Consider the following 14,427-nt stretch of genomic DNA (forward strand, 5'->3'; position numbering starts at 1 on the left):
CACGGGGCGTGCTGGGGACGGTGGGTCTCGATACGCCCCTTCGGGGCTACTCGACCAGCATGTTGTGCGGGCGCCGCGCGGCAGGGAGCGCTCGACCTGGACGGGTCAGCCGACCTTGCGGGAGGCGCGGCGGCGGGCGAGTTCGTCGGAGGGGTCGACGGACTGGTGGTCGAGCTCGACGAGGCTGGTCTCGACCTCGCGGAGGACCTTGCCGACGGCGATGCCGAAGACGCCCTGGCCGCGGCTGAGGAGGTCGATGACCTCGTCGTTCGAGGTGCAGAGGTAGACGCTCGCGCCGTCGCTCATCAGCGTGGTCTGCGCGAGGTCGTCGACGCCGGACTCGCGGAGCTGGTTCACGGCGGTTCGGATCTGCTGGAGGGAGATGCCGGTGTCGAGGAGGCGCTTGACGAGCTTCAGCACGAGGATGTCGCGGAAGCCGTAGAGGCGCTGAGTGCCGGAGCCGGAGGCGCCCCGGACGGTCGGCTCGACGAGCTCGGTGCGCGCCCAGTAGTCGAGCTGGCGGTAGGTGATCCCGGCGGCCCGTGCAGCGACGGCTCCACGGTAGCCCGCGTCGGCGTCGAGGTCGGGCAGTCCGTCGGTGAAGAGGACGAGGTCGCGCTGGCCGCTGACGTCGCGGCTGACTTCTCTCATCCCTGTGCCTTCCGGATACGAACGCCGGTCGCTCCGAACGCGCTCCCTAAGCTACCGACCCGGGGATGCCGAGTAAACGACATCCGCTCTTCCGAGGGGGCGTGTCGTCCGCCTCGGCCGCGGATCACGAGCGCGCGATCCGCGAGAGGGCGCTGCGCACCATCGCCTCGCGGATGGCGCCGAGGTGCGCGGCGAGGCCGATCGCGTTCTCAGCGGCGCCGGCCGATCCGGACGCGTCGCCGCGGCGGGTGCTCGAGGCGACGACGCTCTCGATCAGCGACATCTCGCGCTCCACGGCGATGCGGAGCGGACGGAGGTGGCGCGGCTCGATGCCCGAGCGACCGAGATCGACGAGCGCCTTGAGCGTCGTGACCGCCTCCTCGCCGAAGACGTCCCCACCGCGGACCAGCCCGGCGGCGATCGCCTCGCGCACCAGCGCCGGGCTCGCTCCCGACTCGCTCGCGAGGCCGTCGCGGGTGAGCCGGGTGGCGGGGGCCAGCAGGGACGGGGCGGCGCCACCGGCACCGGCGGGGAGGGACGGCTCACGGCCGGCGTCGACGTCGTCGAGGTAGCCGCGGATCACCTTGAGCGGCAGGTAGTGGTCGCGCTGGAGCGCGAGGATCATCCGCAGGCGCTCGACGTCGCCGGTGGAGAACTTGCGGTAGCCCGAATCGGTGCGGGCGGGCGAGACGAGCCCCTGCTCCTCGAGGAACCGCAGCTTCGACGGCGTGACGTCGGGGAACTCGGTGGTGAGGTGCGAGAGGACCTGGCCGATGCTCAGGAGAGCGGCCGGGCCGGACGGGAGTGCGCGAGCGGTCGAACGACCCACGGCTACGCGTCCGGAGCGGCGACGAGGTCGGCGCGGGACGCGTAGAAGGTGAGGCGGAACTTGCCGACCTGCACCTCGGAGCCGTCGGTGAGGATCGCGGACTCGATCCGGACACCGTCGAAGTAGGTGCCGTTCAGCGAGCCCAGGTCGCGGACCTCGAACGAGGTGCTGCGGCGCACGAACTCGGCGTGCCGGCGCGAGACGGTGACGTCGTCGAGGAAGATGCCCGCATCCGGGTGCCGGCCGACGGTCGTCGAGTCGATGTCGAGCAGGAAGCGGGCCCCGGTGTTGGGCCCACGACGGACGACGAGCAGAGCGGAGCCGGAGGGCAGAGCGCCGACGGCCTCGGCCTCCTCGCGGGACGCCCGGTTGTCGAGCGCCGCCAGCTGGGCGCCGATGTCGTCGGTGAACGTGAGGGTCGTCTCCGTCGACGGCTCGACGGGAACGGACGGATCTGCGGATGACGCTCCGCGCACGGACTCGACCAAGACGTACCTCCTCGCTATCCCCTCAGCGTATCGGAATCGGAGGGCCCGCCGGTCGCCCCTGACGCTCCGTCGACCCCCAGGACGAGGCCTCGGGTCTGCACCGCGTAGACGATCCCCGCCCACCAGTAGAGGAACGCGCCCCAGAGCGCGAAGGCCCAGGCGACGGGGAGGGACGCCGGGGCCAGCGCCGGGAAGGCCTGCCCGAGCATGATCAGCGGCAGCGCGTAGAAGAGACAGAACGTGGCGAACTTGCCCAGGTGGTGCACCGGCAGCGGTCCGTAGCCGTGGTTCGCGAGGACGACCGCGAGCACGACGAGCATCAGATCCCGCGCGACCAGCACGGCCACCAGCCACCACGGCACCAGTTCGCGGACGGCGAGGCCGATCACTGTCGCGAAGATGTAGAGGCGGTCGGCGGCCGGATCGAGGACGGCGCCGAGGCGCGTGATCTGGTCGAAGCGGCGCGCGATCCAGCCGTCGAGGTAGTCGGTGAGGCTGGAGAGGACGAGCGTCAGCAGGGCGAGCGCGTCCTCGCCCTCGATGATGAGCACGAGGAACACCGGCACCAGTGCGAGCCGCACCATGCTGAGGATGTTCGGGACCGTCCAGATGCGGTCCTCCGCCGCGCGCGCCATGCCGGGAGCCCTCGTCAGCGCTTGTCGCGCCAGACCCGCTCGAAGGGCAGCCGCCAGGCGTGCGGGGCGATCAGCTGGTGGATCGCGTTCGGGCCCCAGGAGCCCGGCGCGTAGAGGCGCACGGGCGGCGGGTCCTGCAGGAGCGGCGCCGACACCTCCCAGAGGCGCTCGATGCCCTCGGCGGTGGTGAAGAGCGTGTGGTCGCCGCGCATCGCGTCGAGGATCAGCCGCTCGTAGGCCTCGAGGGCGTCGCCCGCGCGGTCGGTCTCCTGCAGCGCGAACTGCATGCTCAGCTTGTCGAGCCGCATGCCCGGGCCGGGGCGCTTGCCGTAGAAGGACAGCGACACCTTGGACGCGTCGGCCAGGTCGAAGGTGAGGTGGTCGGGGCCGTGCGCGCCGACTCCGGAGCCCTGCGGGAACATGCTCTTCGGGGGCTCGCGGAAGGCGATGGAGATGATCCGCTGCCCCTCCGCCATCCGCTTGCCGGTGCGCAGGTAGAACGGCACTCCGGCCCAGCGCCAGTTGTCGATCTCGCACTTGAGGGCGACGAAGGTGTCGGTCTCGGAGTCGGGCGCGACGCCCGGCTCCTCGCGGTAGCCGATGTACTGGCCGCGGACGACGTTCTCGGGGTTGAGCAGCCGCATCGAGCGAAAGACCTTGTTCTTCTCCTCGCTGATCGCCTTCGGCTCGAGGGCGGTCGGCGGCTCCATCGCCATGAAGGCGAGCACCTGGAAGAGGTGGGTGACGACCATGTCCTTGTAGGCGCCGGTCGACTCGTAGAACTCGGCGCGGCGGTCGAGGGTGAGCTTCTCGGGGATGTCGATCTGGACGTGGTCGATGAAGTTGCGGTTCCAGATCGGCTCGAAGAGGCCGTTGGCGAAGCGGAAGGCGAGGATGTTCTGCGCCGGCTCCTTGCCGAGGAAGTGGTCGATCCGGAAGATCTGCTCCTCGTCGAACGTCTCGTGCAGCTCGGCGTTGAGGACGACGGCGCTCTCGAGGTCGACGCCGAAGGGCTTCTCCATGATGATCCGCGAGCGCTCGACGAGGCCGGCCTCCGCGAGCATGCGGACGACCGAGAGGGCGGCGCGCGGCGGGACGCTGAGGTAGTGCAGGCGGCTGACGTCCGGGCCGAGCACCTTCTCCGCGTCGGTGACCGCCTTCGCCAGCGCGGCGGGGCCGGCGGACTGCGGGACGTAGCGGAGCTTGGAGGCGAACTCGTCCCACTGGGCGGGGGTCAGCGAGCGGCTGCCGAACTCGTCGTAGGCGAGCTTGGCGAAGGCGCGGAAGGACTCGTCGTCGTGCTCCTCGAGCGAGGTGCCGACGATCTGCAGGTCGGGTGCGAGCGAGGACAGCGCCAGGTGCGCCATGCCCGGGATGAGCTTGCGGCGGGACAGGTCGCCCACGGCCCCGAAGAGGACGACGACGTGAGGGGCGGCCTGCTCGGTCTGGACGGCGGGGGCGGGAGGTGCAGGGGTCACGGTCACCCCTCGATCATTCCATTCCGCCGCGTGACAGTGGCGTCATCCGCCGGACACGCGCCGCCGCTAAGGTCGTGCCGTGCCTCCGATCTCCGACGCGCCAGCCGCGACCGCAGCACCCGCCTCCTCCGCCTCCTCCGCCGACGGGACCGTCGCGCCGCCGATGGACGACCGCATCCGCGGCGACGTCCATCTGCTGGGCGAGCTCCTCGGCCAGGTCCTGCGGGAATCGGGCGACGACAGCCTCTACACCGATGTCGAGCGGCTCCGCGCTCTGACGATCGGCGCCTACGACAGCGGGCACCCGGACGAGCTGGCCGCGGCGGAGGATTTCGTCGCGTCGCTGACCGCCGAGCGCGCCGAGGAGGTGGCGCGGGCGTTCACCTGCTACTTCCACCTCGTGAACGTGGCGGAGGAGTTCCACCGCGTGCGGGTCCTGCGCCGCCGCGACGCCGACGCCGGCGCCCAGCGGCCCGAGGACTCGATCATCGCGTCGATGGCGACCCTCACCGACGAGCTGGGCGAGGAGGAGGCGTTCGAGCGCCTCTCGCGCCTGGAGTTCCGCCCGGTCCTCACCGCGCACCCGACGGAGGCGCGCCGCCGCGCGGTCTCCTCCACCATCCGCCGGATCAGCGCCCTGCTCGAGCAGCGGGACGACCCGCGCACGGGCGGCGTCGTGCTGGTCGAGAACCGCCGGCGCCTGCTGGCCGAGGTCGACACGCTCTGGCGCACGGCGCCGCTGCGCGAGTCGAAGCCCAGCCCGCTCGACGAGGTCCGGACCGCGATGAGCGTGTTCGACGAGTCGCTGTTCTCCGTCCTGCCGCGGGTCTACCGCCGGCTCGACGACGCGCTGCTCGGCGACGCCTCCGGCACCCGCAAGCCGGTCGCCCCCGCGTTCGTGCGCCTGGGCACCTGGATCGGCGGCGACCGCGACGGCAACCCGTTCGTCACCGCCGAGACGACCCTCGAGGCCGTCGACATCGCCGCCGAGCACGTCCTGATCGGGCTCGAGCGCGTCGCCCGCCGGGTCGGCCGCTCCCTCACGCTGGACGCCGGCACCACTCCCCCGTCGGCGGCCGTCGAGGCGCTCTGGGCCGCAGGGGTCGAGAAGGCGCCCGAGCTCGCCGCGGTCATCGCCGAGCGCTCGCCGAGCGAGACCCACCGCCGCGTCCTGCTCTTCACCGCGGACAGGCTCGCGGCGACCCGCTCCGGCGGCGCGCTCGCCTACGGCTCCGCCGCCGAGCTGCTCGCCGACCTGCGGACCCTGCAGGACTCGCTGATCGAGGCGGGCGACGTCCGCTCGGCCTACGGCGACCTGCAGGACCTGCTCTGGCAGGTGGAGACCTTCGGCTTCCACCTCGCCGAGATCGAGGTGCGGCAGCACTCGAAGGTGCACCGCGAGACCCTCGCGGCGGTCCGCGCCGGCGGCGAGCTCGACGAGCGCAGCATCGAGGTCCTCTCGGTCTATCGCGCCATCGCGACGATCCAGGAGCGCTTCGGCACCGACGCGGCCCGCCGCTACGTCGTGTCGTTCACCCAGTCGGCCGAGGACCTCAAGACGGTCTTCGACCTGGCCGAGGCGGCGACCGACGGGAACCCGCCGATCATCGACGCGGTCCCGCTCTTCGAGACCTTCGCCGACCTCGACGCGTCGACGGACATCCTGGCCGAGATGATCAAGCTGCCCCAGGTGCGCGCGCGCCTCGCGGCGACCGGGAACCGGCTCGAGGTCATGCTCGGCTACTCCGACTCCTCCAAGGACGTCGGCCCGGTCTCGGCGACGCTCGCGCTCTACGACGCGCAGGCGCGCATCGCGAAGTGGGCCGAGGACGAGGGCATCGTGCTCACGCTCTTCCACGGCCGCGGCGGCGCCCTCGGCCGCGGCGGCGGACCGGCGAACCGCGCGGTGCTCGCGCAGCCGCCCGGCTCGGTCGACGGCCGCTTCAAGCTGACGGAGCAGGGCGAGGTCATCTTCGCCCGCTACGGCAACCCGGACATCGCCACCCGGCACATCGAGCAGGTCGCCGGCGCGACGCTGCTGGCCTCCTCGCCCTCGATCGGCGAGCGCAACGCCGGTGCCGCGGACCGCTTCCGCGACGTCGCCGCGACGATGGACCGCGAGTCGCGCCGCCGCTTCTTCGAGCTGGTCAAGGCCGACGGCTTCGCGCCCTGGTTCGCCCGAGTCACCCCGCAGGAGGAGGTCGGCCTGCTCGCGCTCGGCTCGCGGCCGGCCCGCCGCGGCCTCTCGGTCGAGTCGCTCGAGGACCTGCGCGCGATCCCGTGGGTCTTCGCCTGGACCCAGGCCCGCGTCAACCTGACCGGCTGGTTCGGACTCGGCAGCGCCCTCGAGGCGGTCGGCGACCTGGACGAGCTGCGCACCGCCTACGAGACCTGGCCGCTGTTCACCACGATGATCGACAACGTCGAGATGTCGCTGGCCAAGACCGACGAGGGCATCGCCCGCCGCTACCTGGCGCTCGACTCCCGCGACGACCTCGCCGGGCTGGTGCTCGACGAGATGGAGCTCACCCGCCGCTGGGTGCTCTCGATCACCGGCGAGGAGAGCCTGCTCACCGGGCACCGCGTGCTCGGGCGCGCCGTGCGGCTGCGCACGCCCTACGTCAACGCGCTGTCGCTGCTGCAGCTGCGCGCGCTCCGGGCGCTGCGCACGGACCCGGGCGGCTCGGGCACCGAGCAGAACCAGCGGCTGCTGCTGCTGGCCGTGAACGGCGTGGCCGCCGGCCTCCAGAACACGGGCTGATACCGCTCGCCGCGGGACTCCCGCACGAACGACGGAACCCCCGGCGGCCTGAGCGGCTGCCGGGGGTTCCGTCTGCGGGTGGTGCGGATCAGATCTGCGCGCCGTGGTCGAACTTCTGCGGGGCTCCCGACTCCTGCGCGGCCTTCGCCTCCTCGTACTGCTTGCGGACGGCGACCATGTCGAGGCCGCGGACCTGCTCGAGCAGGGAGTCGAGGGCCGGGGCGGGCAGGGCGCCGGGCTGCGCCATCAGCGGGATGCCGTCGCGGTACACGACGAGGGTGGGGATCGAGGAGATGCCGTAGCTGCCGGCGAGCTGCTGCTGGTCCTCGGTGTCGACCTTCGCGAAGGTGACATCCGGGTTCTTCTCGCTGGTCGCCTCGAAGACGGGGGCGAACTGGCGGCACGGGCCGCACCACTCCGCCCAGAAGTCGATGAGGACGATGCCGTCGGAGACGGTCTGGTCGTGGGTGTCGAGAGTCATCGCTGTCGTGGCCATGACGGATGCAACCGACCCGATCCGCGCGCTATTCCCGGGCTGCGGGAGGGGTGGTCGGCGCCGCGGAGTCCAGCAGGTCGAGCAGGGTGCGCGGGCCGAGAGCCGTGGCGCCGAGCTCCTCGATCCGGGCGACGAGGCCGCGGTCGGCGGTCACCACGCGGGCGGTCGACCCGATCGCCGCGACGCGCTCGACGATCGCGTCGTCTCCCGACCCGGCGGCGCTCTCGACGCTCAGCCGCCCGCGCGGAGCCGCGCCGACCGCGTCGGCGGTGCGTGCCGCCCGGGCGTCACCCTCGAGGACGACGGCGATCTGCGGCCAGACCGTGTCGGCCTCGACGGCGAACAGGGAGCCGGGGACACCCCGGTTCGCGAGGCGCCCGAGCGCCGCGACGAGCCGCTCCGCAGCACCCGCGCGATCGCGCCACCAGCCGTCCGGACGCGAGCCGACGACGTTGGCCGCGTCGACGACGAGGACGCACGGCTCGGTATCGAGGGCGCGCAGCTCGCGCCAGGAGGCCTCGAAGCCCGGGTGCAGCGGGAGCGCGTCGACCTCGGCCGGCGGGACCCAGCGCAGCTCCTGGCTCTCGGCGTCGGCGATCCGCGGGGTGAAGTGCTCGAGGGCCCGGGCGACGACGGTGGTGTAGCTCCAGGGGCCGATGGTGACGACGCGGGAGAGGACGGGCACGACGATCCCGTCGGGCACTCCGGCCTCCTCGACCGACTCGCGCAGGGCGCCCTCGAAGGCGGTCTCCTCGGGGTGGCGGGCGCCGCCCGGCAGTCCCCAGGTGTCGCCGAAGTGGCTCCAGGTGGCGCGGTGCTGGAGCAGGACGCGGCCGTCCGGGTCGCGCAGCAGCAGACCGGCGGCGCCGAAGCGGCCCCAGAAGCGGCGCCCGTCCCCGATCTCGACCCAGCCGTCACCGAGTGCGGCGTCGAAGGGGTGGCGCGGAAGCGCTCCGCCGTCGGCCGGGCCGTCGCTCGTCATGCGCTCCAGCCTTCCACATCGCGCCGACCGTCCCGGACCGCCCGCCGCACAGCACCGAGTCGCTCACCGGGTCGAATCGAGCACCTGGCAGAATCGACGGATGCGCCGCTCGAGGATCCTCCTGCCCGCGACGCTCGCCTGGCTCGGCGTGATCGCGCTGATCACCCTGACGCCGGCGCCGTACCCCGCCGGTCAGCCCTCGGTGCTCGTCCGCGGGATCATCGCGTTCCTCGCCTCCACGCCGCTGACCGCCTGGTTCACCTTCGACGTCGCCGAGTTCGTCGCCAACGTGCTGATGTTCGTGCCGCTCGGCGCGCTGGTCGCGCTGCAGCTGCCGCGGCGGCGCCGGCTGCTCGCCGCGCCGCTCGGCCTCGGCGTCTCGGTGCTCGTCGAGACGATCCAGCTGCTCGCACTGCCCTCGCGCGTCGCGGACGTGCGCGACCTCGTCTCGAACGGCACCGGGGCCCTCCTCGGTGCGCTGCTGGTCGTCGCGCTCGCCCGTCTCCCGCTCCGCCCCCGGAAGGACCGCACCGCCCATGCCCGCTGACACCCTCGTCGTCCTCGGCCGCCCCTCGCTCGACGCCCCGGCGCACGACGCAGGCTCCGCACCCGTGCTCGATCCGACCGGTCGGGGCGGGCTGGACGTCACCGACCTCGGCTTCACCCGCGGCGACGGGGTCTTCGAGACGATCAACCTGGTCGACGGGCGGCTGCAGGCGCTCGACGCGCACCTCGACCGGTTCGAGGACTCGGCGCGGATGCTGGACCTTCCCCACCCGGACCGCGCCGCCTGGCGGACGGCGATCGACGAGGCGGTCGCCGCCCACCCGCGGGTGCCCGAGGCGATGGTGAAGACGATCCTGAGCCGCGGGGTCGAGGGCGACGGACGGCCGACCGGCGTCGTCTTCGTGCAGACGAGCCCGGACTTCGGGCCGGCCCGCCGGGACGGCGTGCGGGTGGTGCTGCTCGACCGCGGACTGCGCTCCGACGTGCAGCACACGTCGCCGTGGCTGCTCGCCGGCGCGAAGACGCTCTCCTACGCGGTCAACCGGGCGGCCTCGCGCGAGGCGCTGCGGCGCGGGGCGGACGACGCGCTGTTCGTCTCCAGCGACGGCTTCCTGCTGGAGGGGCCGACCTCGAACCTGGTGCTGCTCGCGGGCGGCGAGCTGGTCACTCCACCGCCGAGCCTGGGGCTGCTGCCGGGGACGACGCAGGCGGACCTCTTCGAGCTGGCGGGCGGGCTCGGGCTCGGCACAGCGGAGCGCCCGCTGCGGGCCGAGGACCTCGCGGCGGCCGAGGCCGCCTGGCTGGTCTCCAGCGCGCGGAACGCCGCGCCGATCCGCGCGGTGGACGCGCAGGAGCGCCGCGTCGACCACGAGCTCACGGCCCGGATCAACGCGGCGCTCCTCGCGCGCTAGGGGCGGTCGCTCGGACCGGCCCGCTCAGGCGCGACCGCTCAGACCTGGTCCTCGACGTCGGCCGCACCGCGGTGCAGCAGGCCGCCGCGCGTGTAGTCCAGCGCCGGGTCGAGGCTGCCCTGGACGCGCTCGTCGGCCGCCTCGTCGTTGATCACGGCGGTGACGATGCCGCGCCAGTCGGTGCCCTCGGCGACGGCCTCGTCGGAGCCGACACGGCGGGTCACGAAGACCGCTTCGCCCTCCTCGCCGCTGTGCGAGATGATCGCGAGGACGCCGACCGCGCGGCCGTCCGGGTGGCGGACCTGCCACTCCTCGTGACCCGACGGGACCAGGAGGAACTCGAGTCCGGCGTGCGGGAAGGGGCTCTCGCGCAGCTCGGACGGCGAGCCGCTGTGCTCGGGCGCTCCGCGGGTGGGGACGCCCTCGCCGGTGTCCTCGCCGTAGCTGTGGTACGTGCTCATGGTGAACCTCCTCGGTCGGCGGCCGGTGGGGCCGCGGATCCCTCGTCGATGGGACCACCCCCATCATGGCTTCGTAGACTGGACGGATGCAGATCCCGGTGACCGGCTCCGTCCGCGTGGACGCCTGGCTGTGGGCGGTCCGCGTGTACAAGACGCGTTCCGCCGCCACGACGGCCGCCCGGGCCGGTCACGTCCGGGTGAACGGCGAGCGGGCCAAGGCCGCGCAGACCGTGAAGGTCGGCGACGAGGTCCGCGCCCGCATCGGCGGCTTCGACCGCGAGCTCGTCGTCCGCGGCCTGATCGTGAAGCGGGTCGGCGCGCCGGTCGCGGCCGAGTGCTTCGAGGACCGCACTCCCCCGCCGCCGCCGCGCGAGGCGGCCCCCGCGATCATCGAGCGCGACCGGGGCGCCGGCCGCCCGACAAAGCGCGATCGGCGCGAGATCGAGCGGCTCCGCGGCTTCTGACGGCACCTGCTCACCGGTCTCGCGCTCGGCCCGTGATCGCGCGTCACGGCTCTGCGCGGCTGCTCGGCGGATTTTTATGATGAGGGCATGTCAGTTCTCTCAGCTCCGATCCTGCGTCTGGCAGCATCGATCCCCCTCCCCCGATCGACGCGGCGGGACCGTGGACGAACGGGGCGACTGAGCGCAGCCGTCGCGGCGATCGCGGTCGTCAGCGTCCTGATCTCGGGGAGCGGGGCGTCGGCCGCGCCCGGCGGCGGCTCGCCGGCTGGCAGCGAGCTGCCGCCCGCCTCCTTCAGCCTCGTGAAGAGTCCGAGGACAGGTCTCGTCTACAAGGCGTGGGAGGTCGCTCCGGGGATCGCGGTCGCCACTCAGCCGAGCGGTGTCGGGGGGATGGCGATCTCGCCGAAGGGCCTGCGGACCCAGCGGCTCGTGAGCTCCATGCTGTCCGAGCTCCTGACGGCGGAGCCGTCGAAGAGCCTCGTCGAGGTGGTCCCGGACCTCCTCGGGGCGAGCGAGGTGAAGGGCAACCGGTTCCTGCAGGTCAACGGCGACGTCTCCGACATCCGGGTCCTCGTCGTCCCGGGGGACAGCTGGTCGTCGTCCCGTCTGAGCAGGGAGCACGCCATCGCAGGAACCGGGTCCGACTCGTTCCTCACCTTCGACCCGGACCGCATCTCGTCGTACTTCGATGAGGAGACCGGGCAGATCCGCGCCTTCTCACCGACGGCGACCTTCGCCCACGAGCTGTACCACTCGGTCCAGGCGCTCGCCGGTTCGCAGGTCGGCAAGGAGTACGAGCTCTCGATCCCCACCCCTGTGCGCAGTGGCGATCTGGGGACACCCGGCACTCCGGAGAAGGATCAGCGGGTCTTCAGCCTGGTCGACGAGCTCGTGACGCAGGGGGGACCGCGCGGTCTCGCGGCGGTGAAGGACTGGCTCCTGAGTCCCGACCCCGCAGATCCCGGGGAGGAGGCTGCAGCGGAGTCGGGGCGCGACGACTCCTACGGGGAGGCACACTTCGCGCGGGGCCCGAATCCGTTCCTGAACTTCGCACTGATGCGGGCGACGACGGAGGAGCAGGGCGCGGAGAGCGGACCCGAGCACGTCCGCGATGCTCTCGGGCGTCGAACGCGAGCCCTCGACCGGCTCGTGACGCAGCACCCCACCGAGATCAGGATCGCCGAGGAACTGCACATCCCGGCCCGCGCCGAATACGAGCCGATGGTGCGGAGGAACGGCGCCGGGACGCTCCTCAACAACGTCGGGTCGTTCGAGAAGGCCGGGCCGATCGGGCACATCGACCTCATGGATCCGCTCAGGTCCCCCTACCTCCGATGGGAGACGACCCTCGCCGCCGTCTGGTCGCGGACGAACAGCCCCGAGGAACCGGCACCGGCGGCCGCGGACGCCCTGTGCGTCCTCTGCGACCTGAGCCCGAGCGCCGTCGACGGCGCCGGCTCGACCGCGGCCCGCCCGAGGACGGTCCCGGGTCCCGCTCCGGAGGGTTCCGCGCCGGAGGAGGAACCGTCGCCCGAGGAGAGACCGGCTGCGGAGACGGGCCCGCCCGGGCGGGAGCAGTCGCCTTCCGGGAAGGGCCTGGCTCCGGAGGCGGGTCTGGCGGACGACGCTGCGGCGGCGCGGATGGCGGCGCTGGCGGAGCGGTTCGGCGGGGAGTACGTGCCTGCTGAGGCGCGGGCGAGCGTGTGGAAGGGGTTCGAGGCGACGGCGTCCGAGCTGATGCGGGGCTCGGTCGGGAGCGGCGAGGGCATCGCGAACGCGGTGTTCGCCGTGAAGGGACTGGTCGATGCGTTCAGCGGGGACTCGGACGCGCTGACGGACGCGGTCGCGGTCTCGGGGGTGGCCTCGGTGGTGGTCCCGGAGATGGGTCCGCTCGCGGTGGGGTTGGGGACGGTGCTGAACCTGCGGAACTTCGCCGAGACGGAGGACGGGTTCCAGCTGGCGGAGGCGGTCGTGGGTCTGGTGGCACTGGCGTTCCCGGAGCTGGGTCCGGTGGCGCTGGTGATCGCGATGCTCGATCTGTGGCTGCGCGGGTCGGACCCCGCGGAGTGCGAGTCACCGGGGCAGAAGCTGATCGACGCGTTCCAGTGGCCGGCACACGAGGCGCTGTCGCGGATGACGCGGGTCGCGGCCGAGAAGGAGCTGACCGCGGTGCGGCTGGCGCAGGACCAGATCGCCTACCGGGCCCGGTTCGCGCAGTCGCGGATCGTGCTGGACGCGGCCGCGCAGGGGTACACCGCGGAGACGCTGCCGCCGTCCGTGCAGGGCGCGATCGACGACATCCAGGTCTCCGCGAACGAGGCGCTCCAGCTGACCTGGCAGGCGGGCCTCCAGGACCTGCGCACGACGATCCGCGTGCTCACCGATGAGGTCAACGCCGGGAAGACCTTCACCGACTTCCGTGCGCAGTGGGTCGAGTCGGTGAACGAGAAGGGAGGCCTGACCCAGTGCGGGTCCGTCAAGCACACGGTCTCGGTGGACGAGCTGCCCTCGGTGAACACGCGTCCGATCGACCCGGACGCCTACCACGGCGCCGCGGAGGCGCAGTTCGGGTCGATCACGAACGAGACCCTGGACCTGTACGAGCACGCCGAGAACAGCCTGCGCCTGTTCGACCCGTCGAAGAACGCCCTCGTCGTCCCCTCCGTCGACCCGGTCGAGGTGGTCCACGCGATCACCCGCACCGACCTGCCGACCGCCTTCATCACCACCGGCGGGCGCTCGGCGGAGCAGACGGTGTCCCTGCTGAAGGGCACGGGGACGGCGCTCACGTTCGTGAGGGTCACCGACGAGGCGACGGGCGCCCTCGTCTGCGGTGCGCAGAAGGTCGACCAGGAGGGCCTCTGGCGCTGCGATTCCGGGCCGACCCCGTTCCAGGGACCGGGGACGACCCGCGAGTACCGGCTGTGGACGTCTCCGACCGACAGCGGGGAGTACACGCGCACCGAGCACCTGCTCAGCATCAGCACCGCCGGTGCCGCGACGACCGTCCCACTCGCGTTCGACGACCTCCACGTGAACGGACGCACCGTCACCGGAATCGTCCCCGCAGGCACCTCCGTCGTCCTGCGCCATCTGCCTCCGGGGATGTCCGAGGGGTACGGCGACGGTCCGGACCTCTCCGACCCCGTCACCACCGGCGCCGACGGCGCCTTCACGCTGACCCTCTCCCCGGAGGCGGCCGGCGGACGGACGCAGATCGTCGCCGCTCGTCACGGCGAGGTGATCAGCCTCGCCGTCGATCTCGATCGGCCCGCCGCGCCCGCGCCGGCCTCAGGGCCCTCCGTGACCGCTCTGCGCACCACGATCTCCGCCGGGAGTCCGAGGCTGACCCTCACGGGTGCAGGCTGGCCGATCATGACCAGCGTCGGATTCCGGCTCGATAGCGGAGGACGGTTCACCTCCGTCGTCACCGACGAGCACGGCGCCTTCGTCACCGAGGTCACTCTTCCTCCCGCGCTCGCGACGCCGGGCAGCCACACCCTCACCGCGAGCGACACCGGCACGACGAACACCGTCCGCACCGTCACGATCGTCGTCACCGGCTGATGTCGACGGAGTGGCGGATCTCGATACGCCCGCTCCGCGGGCTACTCGATCAGCATGAAGGCGGCGCCGCTCGATTGCGCTCGAGGACAGGGCGTAGCACCACATGCTGGATGGTCCTATGGATGTCAAGCAGTGAGTCTGGGTGGTCGGAGGTCGGTGGCGAGGTCGTGGAAGACGCGGCGTGCGACGAAGCGCTT

13 protein-coding genes are annotated in these 14,427 nt (G+C 72.6%); 5 read left to right on the forward strand and 8 right to left on the reverse strand.

Annotated elements, in window-relative coordinates; genetic code table 11:
• Positions 1–105: 105 nt before the first annotated feature.
• From EDF22_RS10450 to zwf, 5 genes are all read right to left on the reverse strand, one after another.
• A complete protein-coding gene (locus EDF22_RS10450; RefSeq protein ID WP_123446121.1) occupies positions 106–651 on the reverse strand; it encodes a MerR family transcriptional regulator in 546 nt (181 codons plus the stop codon).
• A gap of 124 nt (positions 652–775) precedes the next feature.
• Entirely contained in the window at positions 776–1,480 is a 705-nt protein-coding gene (locus EDF22_RS10455) for a MerR family transcriptional regulator (RefSeq protein ID WP_123704554.1), read from the reverse strand.
• 2 nt (positions 1,481–1,482) lie between these two features.
• Positions 1,483–1,968 (reverse strand): FHA domain-containing protein, encoded by a 486-nt coding sequence (locus tag EDF22_RS10460; protein WP_397460145.1) that lies wholly within the window; start codon positions 1,966–1,968, stop codon positions 1,483–1,485.
• A gap of 14 nt (positions 1,969–1,982) precedes the next feature.
• Entirely contained in the window at positions 1,983–2,603 is a 621-nt protein-coding gene (locus EDF22_RS10465; RefSeq protein WP_123446119.1) for a CDP-alcohol phosphatidyltransferase family protein, read from the reverse strand.
• 14 nt (positions 2,604–2,617) lie between these two features.
• Complete coding sequence (zwf, locus tag EDF22_RS10470; RefSeq protein ID WP_123704898.1) at positions 2,618–4,081, reverse strand: glucose-6-phosphate dehydrogenase; 1,464 nt, start codon at positions 4,079–4,081, stop codon at positions 2,618–2,620.
• 163 nt (positions 4,082–4,244) lie between these two features.
• Between zwf and EDF22_RS10475 the strand changes: the two genes are divergently transcribed.
• Entirely contained in the window at positions 4,245–6,842 is a 2,598-nt protein-coding gene (locus EDF22_RS10475; RefSeq protein WP_123704900.1) for a phosphoenolpyruvate carboxylase, read from the forward strand.
• An 88-nt stretch (positions 6,843–6,930) separates the two neighbouring features.
• Here the strand turns inward: EDF22_RS10475 and trxA are convergent, their stop codons facing one another.
• Both trxA and EDF22_RS10485 read right to left on the reverse strand, forming a co-directional pair.
• Positions 6,931–7,338, reverse strand: a complete 408-nt coding sequence (gene trxA, locus EDF22_RS10480) for a thioredoxin (protein ID WP_123446118.1) — start codon at positions 7,336–7,338, stop codon at positions 6,931–6,933.
• A gap of 28 nt (positions 7,339–7,366) precedes the next feature.
• Positions 7,367–8,320 (reverse strand): NUDIX hydrolase, encoded by a 954-nt coding sequence (locus EDF22_RS10485; protein ID WP_123704556.1) that lies wholly within the window; start codon positions 8,318–8,320, stop codon positions 7,367–7,369.
• Positions 8,321–8,420: 100 nt separating this feature from the next.
• On the opposite strand from EDF22_RS10485, the gene EDF22_RS10490 reads away from it, so the two are divergent.
• Both EDF22_RS10490 and EDF22_RS10495 read left to right on the forward strand, forming a co-directional pair.
• Complete coding sequence (locus EDF22_RS10490; protein WP_185038845.1) at positions 8,421–8,867, forward strand: VanZ family protein; 447 nt, start codon at positions 8,421–8,423, stop codon at positions 8,865–8,867.
• Positions 8,857–9,738: an aminotransferase class IV gene (locus EDF22_RS10495; RefSeq protein WP_123704560.1), complete on the forward strand. Its 882-nt coding sequence runs from the start codon at positions 8,857–8,859 to the stop codon at positions 9,736–9,738. The genes EDF22_RS10490 and EDF22_RS10495 overlap by 11 nt, the downstream gene beginning before the upstream one ends.
• A gap of 38 nt (positions 9,739–9,776) precedes the next feature.
• Here EDF22_RS10495 and EDF22_RS10500 read toward each other — a convergent pair whose 3' ends face one another.
• Complete coding sequence (locus tag EDF22_RS10500; protein WP_123704562.1) at positions 9,777–10,199, reverse strand: hypothetical protein; 423 nt, start codon at positions 10,197–10,199, stop codon at positions 9,777–9,779.
• An 86-nt stretch (positions 10,200–10,285) separates the two neighbouring features.
• Here EDF22_RS10500 and EDF22_RS10505 point away from each other — a divergent pair, with 86 nt between their 5' ends.
• Together EDF22_RS10505 and EDF22_RS10510 are read left to right on the forward strand one after the other, a co-directional pair.
• Complete coding sequence (locus EDF22_RS10505) at positions 10,286–10,663, forward strand: RNA-binding S4 domain-containing protein (protein WP_123446113.1); 378 nt, start codon at positions 10,286–10,288, stop codon at positions 10,661–10,663.
• 87 nt (positions 10,664–10,750) lie between these two features.
• The gene (locus tag EDF22_RS10510; protein ID WP_148059174.1) at positions 10,751–14,230 is read left to right on the forward strand and encodes a hypothetical protein; all 3,480 of its coding nucleotides are present in this window, start codon (positions 10,751–10,753) and stop codon (positions 14,228–14,230) included.
• Positions 14,231–14,427 lie beyond the last annotated feature (197 nt).

This window comes from Rathayibacter sp. PhB127 (genome assembly GCF_003751665.1).
Taxonomy (GTDB): Bacteria; Actinomycetota; Actinomycetes; order Actinomycetales; family Microbacteriaceae; genus Rathayibacter; species Rathayibacter festucae.

What these genes read in the sequence shown, in the direction of transcription:
- EDF22_RS10450 (WP_123446121.1), bottom strand. Translation starts at nt 651, where the DNA reads ATGAGAGAAGTCAGCCGCGACGTCAGCGGCCAGCGCGACCTCGTCCTC.
- EDF22_RS10465 (WP_123446119.1), bottom strand. Translation starts at nt 2,603, where the DNA reads ATGGCGCGCGCGGCGGAGGACCGCATCTGGACGGTCCCGAACATCCTC.
- EDF22_RS10475 (WP_123704900.1), top strand. Translation starts at nt 4,245, where the DNA reads ATGGACGACCGCATCCGCGGCGACGTCCATCTGCTGGGCGAGCTCCTC.
- trxA (WP_123446118.1), bottom strand. Translation starts at nt 7,338, where the DNA reads ATGGCCACGACAGCGATGACTCTCGACACCCACGACCAGACCGTCTCC.
- EDF22_RS10485 (WP_123704556.1), bottom strand. Translation starts at nt 8,320, where the DNA reads ATGACGAGCGACGGCCCGGCCGACGGCGGAGCGCTTCCGCGCCACCCC.
- EDF22_RS10490 (WP_185038845.1), top strand. Translation starts at nt 8,421, where the DNA reads ATGCGCCGCTCGAGGATCCTCCTGCCCGCGACGCTCGCCTGGCTCGGC.
- EDF22_RS10495 (WP_123704560.1), top strand. Translation starts at nt 8,857, where the DNA reads ATGCCCGCTGACACCCTCGTCGTCCTCGGCCGCCCCTCGCTCGACGCC.
- EDF22_RS10500 (WP_123704562.1), bottom strand. Translation starts at nt 10,199, where the DNA reads ATGAGCACGTACCACAGCTACGGCGAGGACACCGGCGAGGGCGTCCCC.
- EDF22_RS10505 (WP_123446113.1), top strand. Translation starts at nt 10,286, where the DNA reads ATGCAGATCCCGGTGACCGGCTCCGTCCGCGTGGACGCCTGGCTGTGG.
- EDF22_RS10510 (WP_148059174.1), top strand. Translation starts at nt 10,751, where the DNA reads ATGTCAGTTCTCTCAGCTCCGATCCTGCGTCTGGCAGCATCGATCCCC.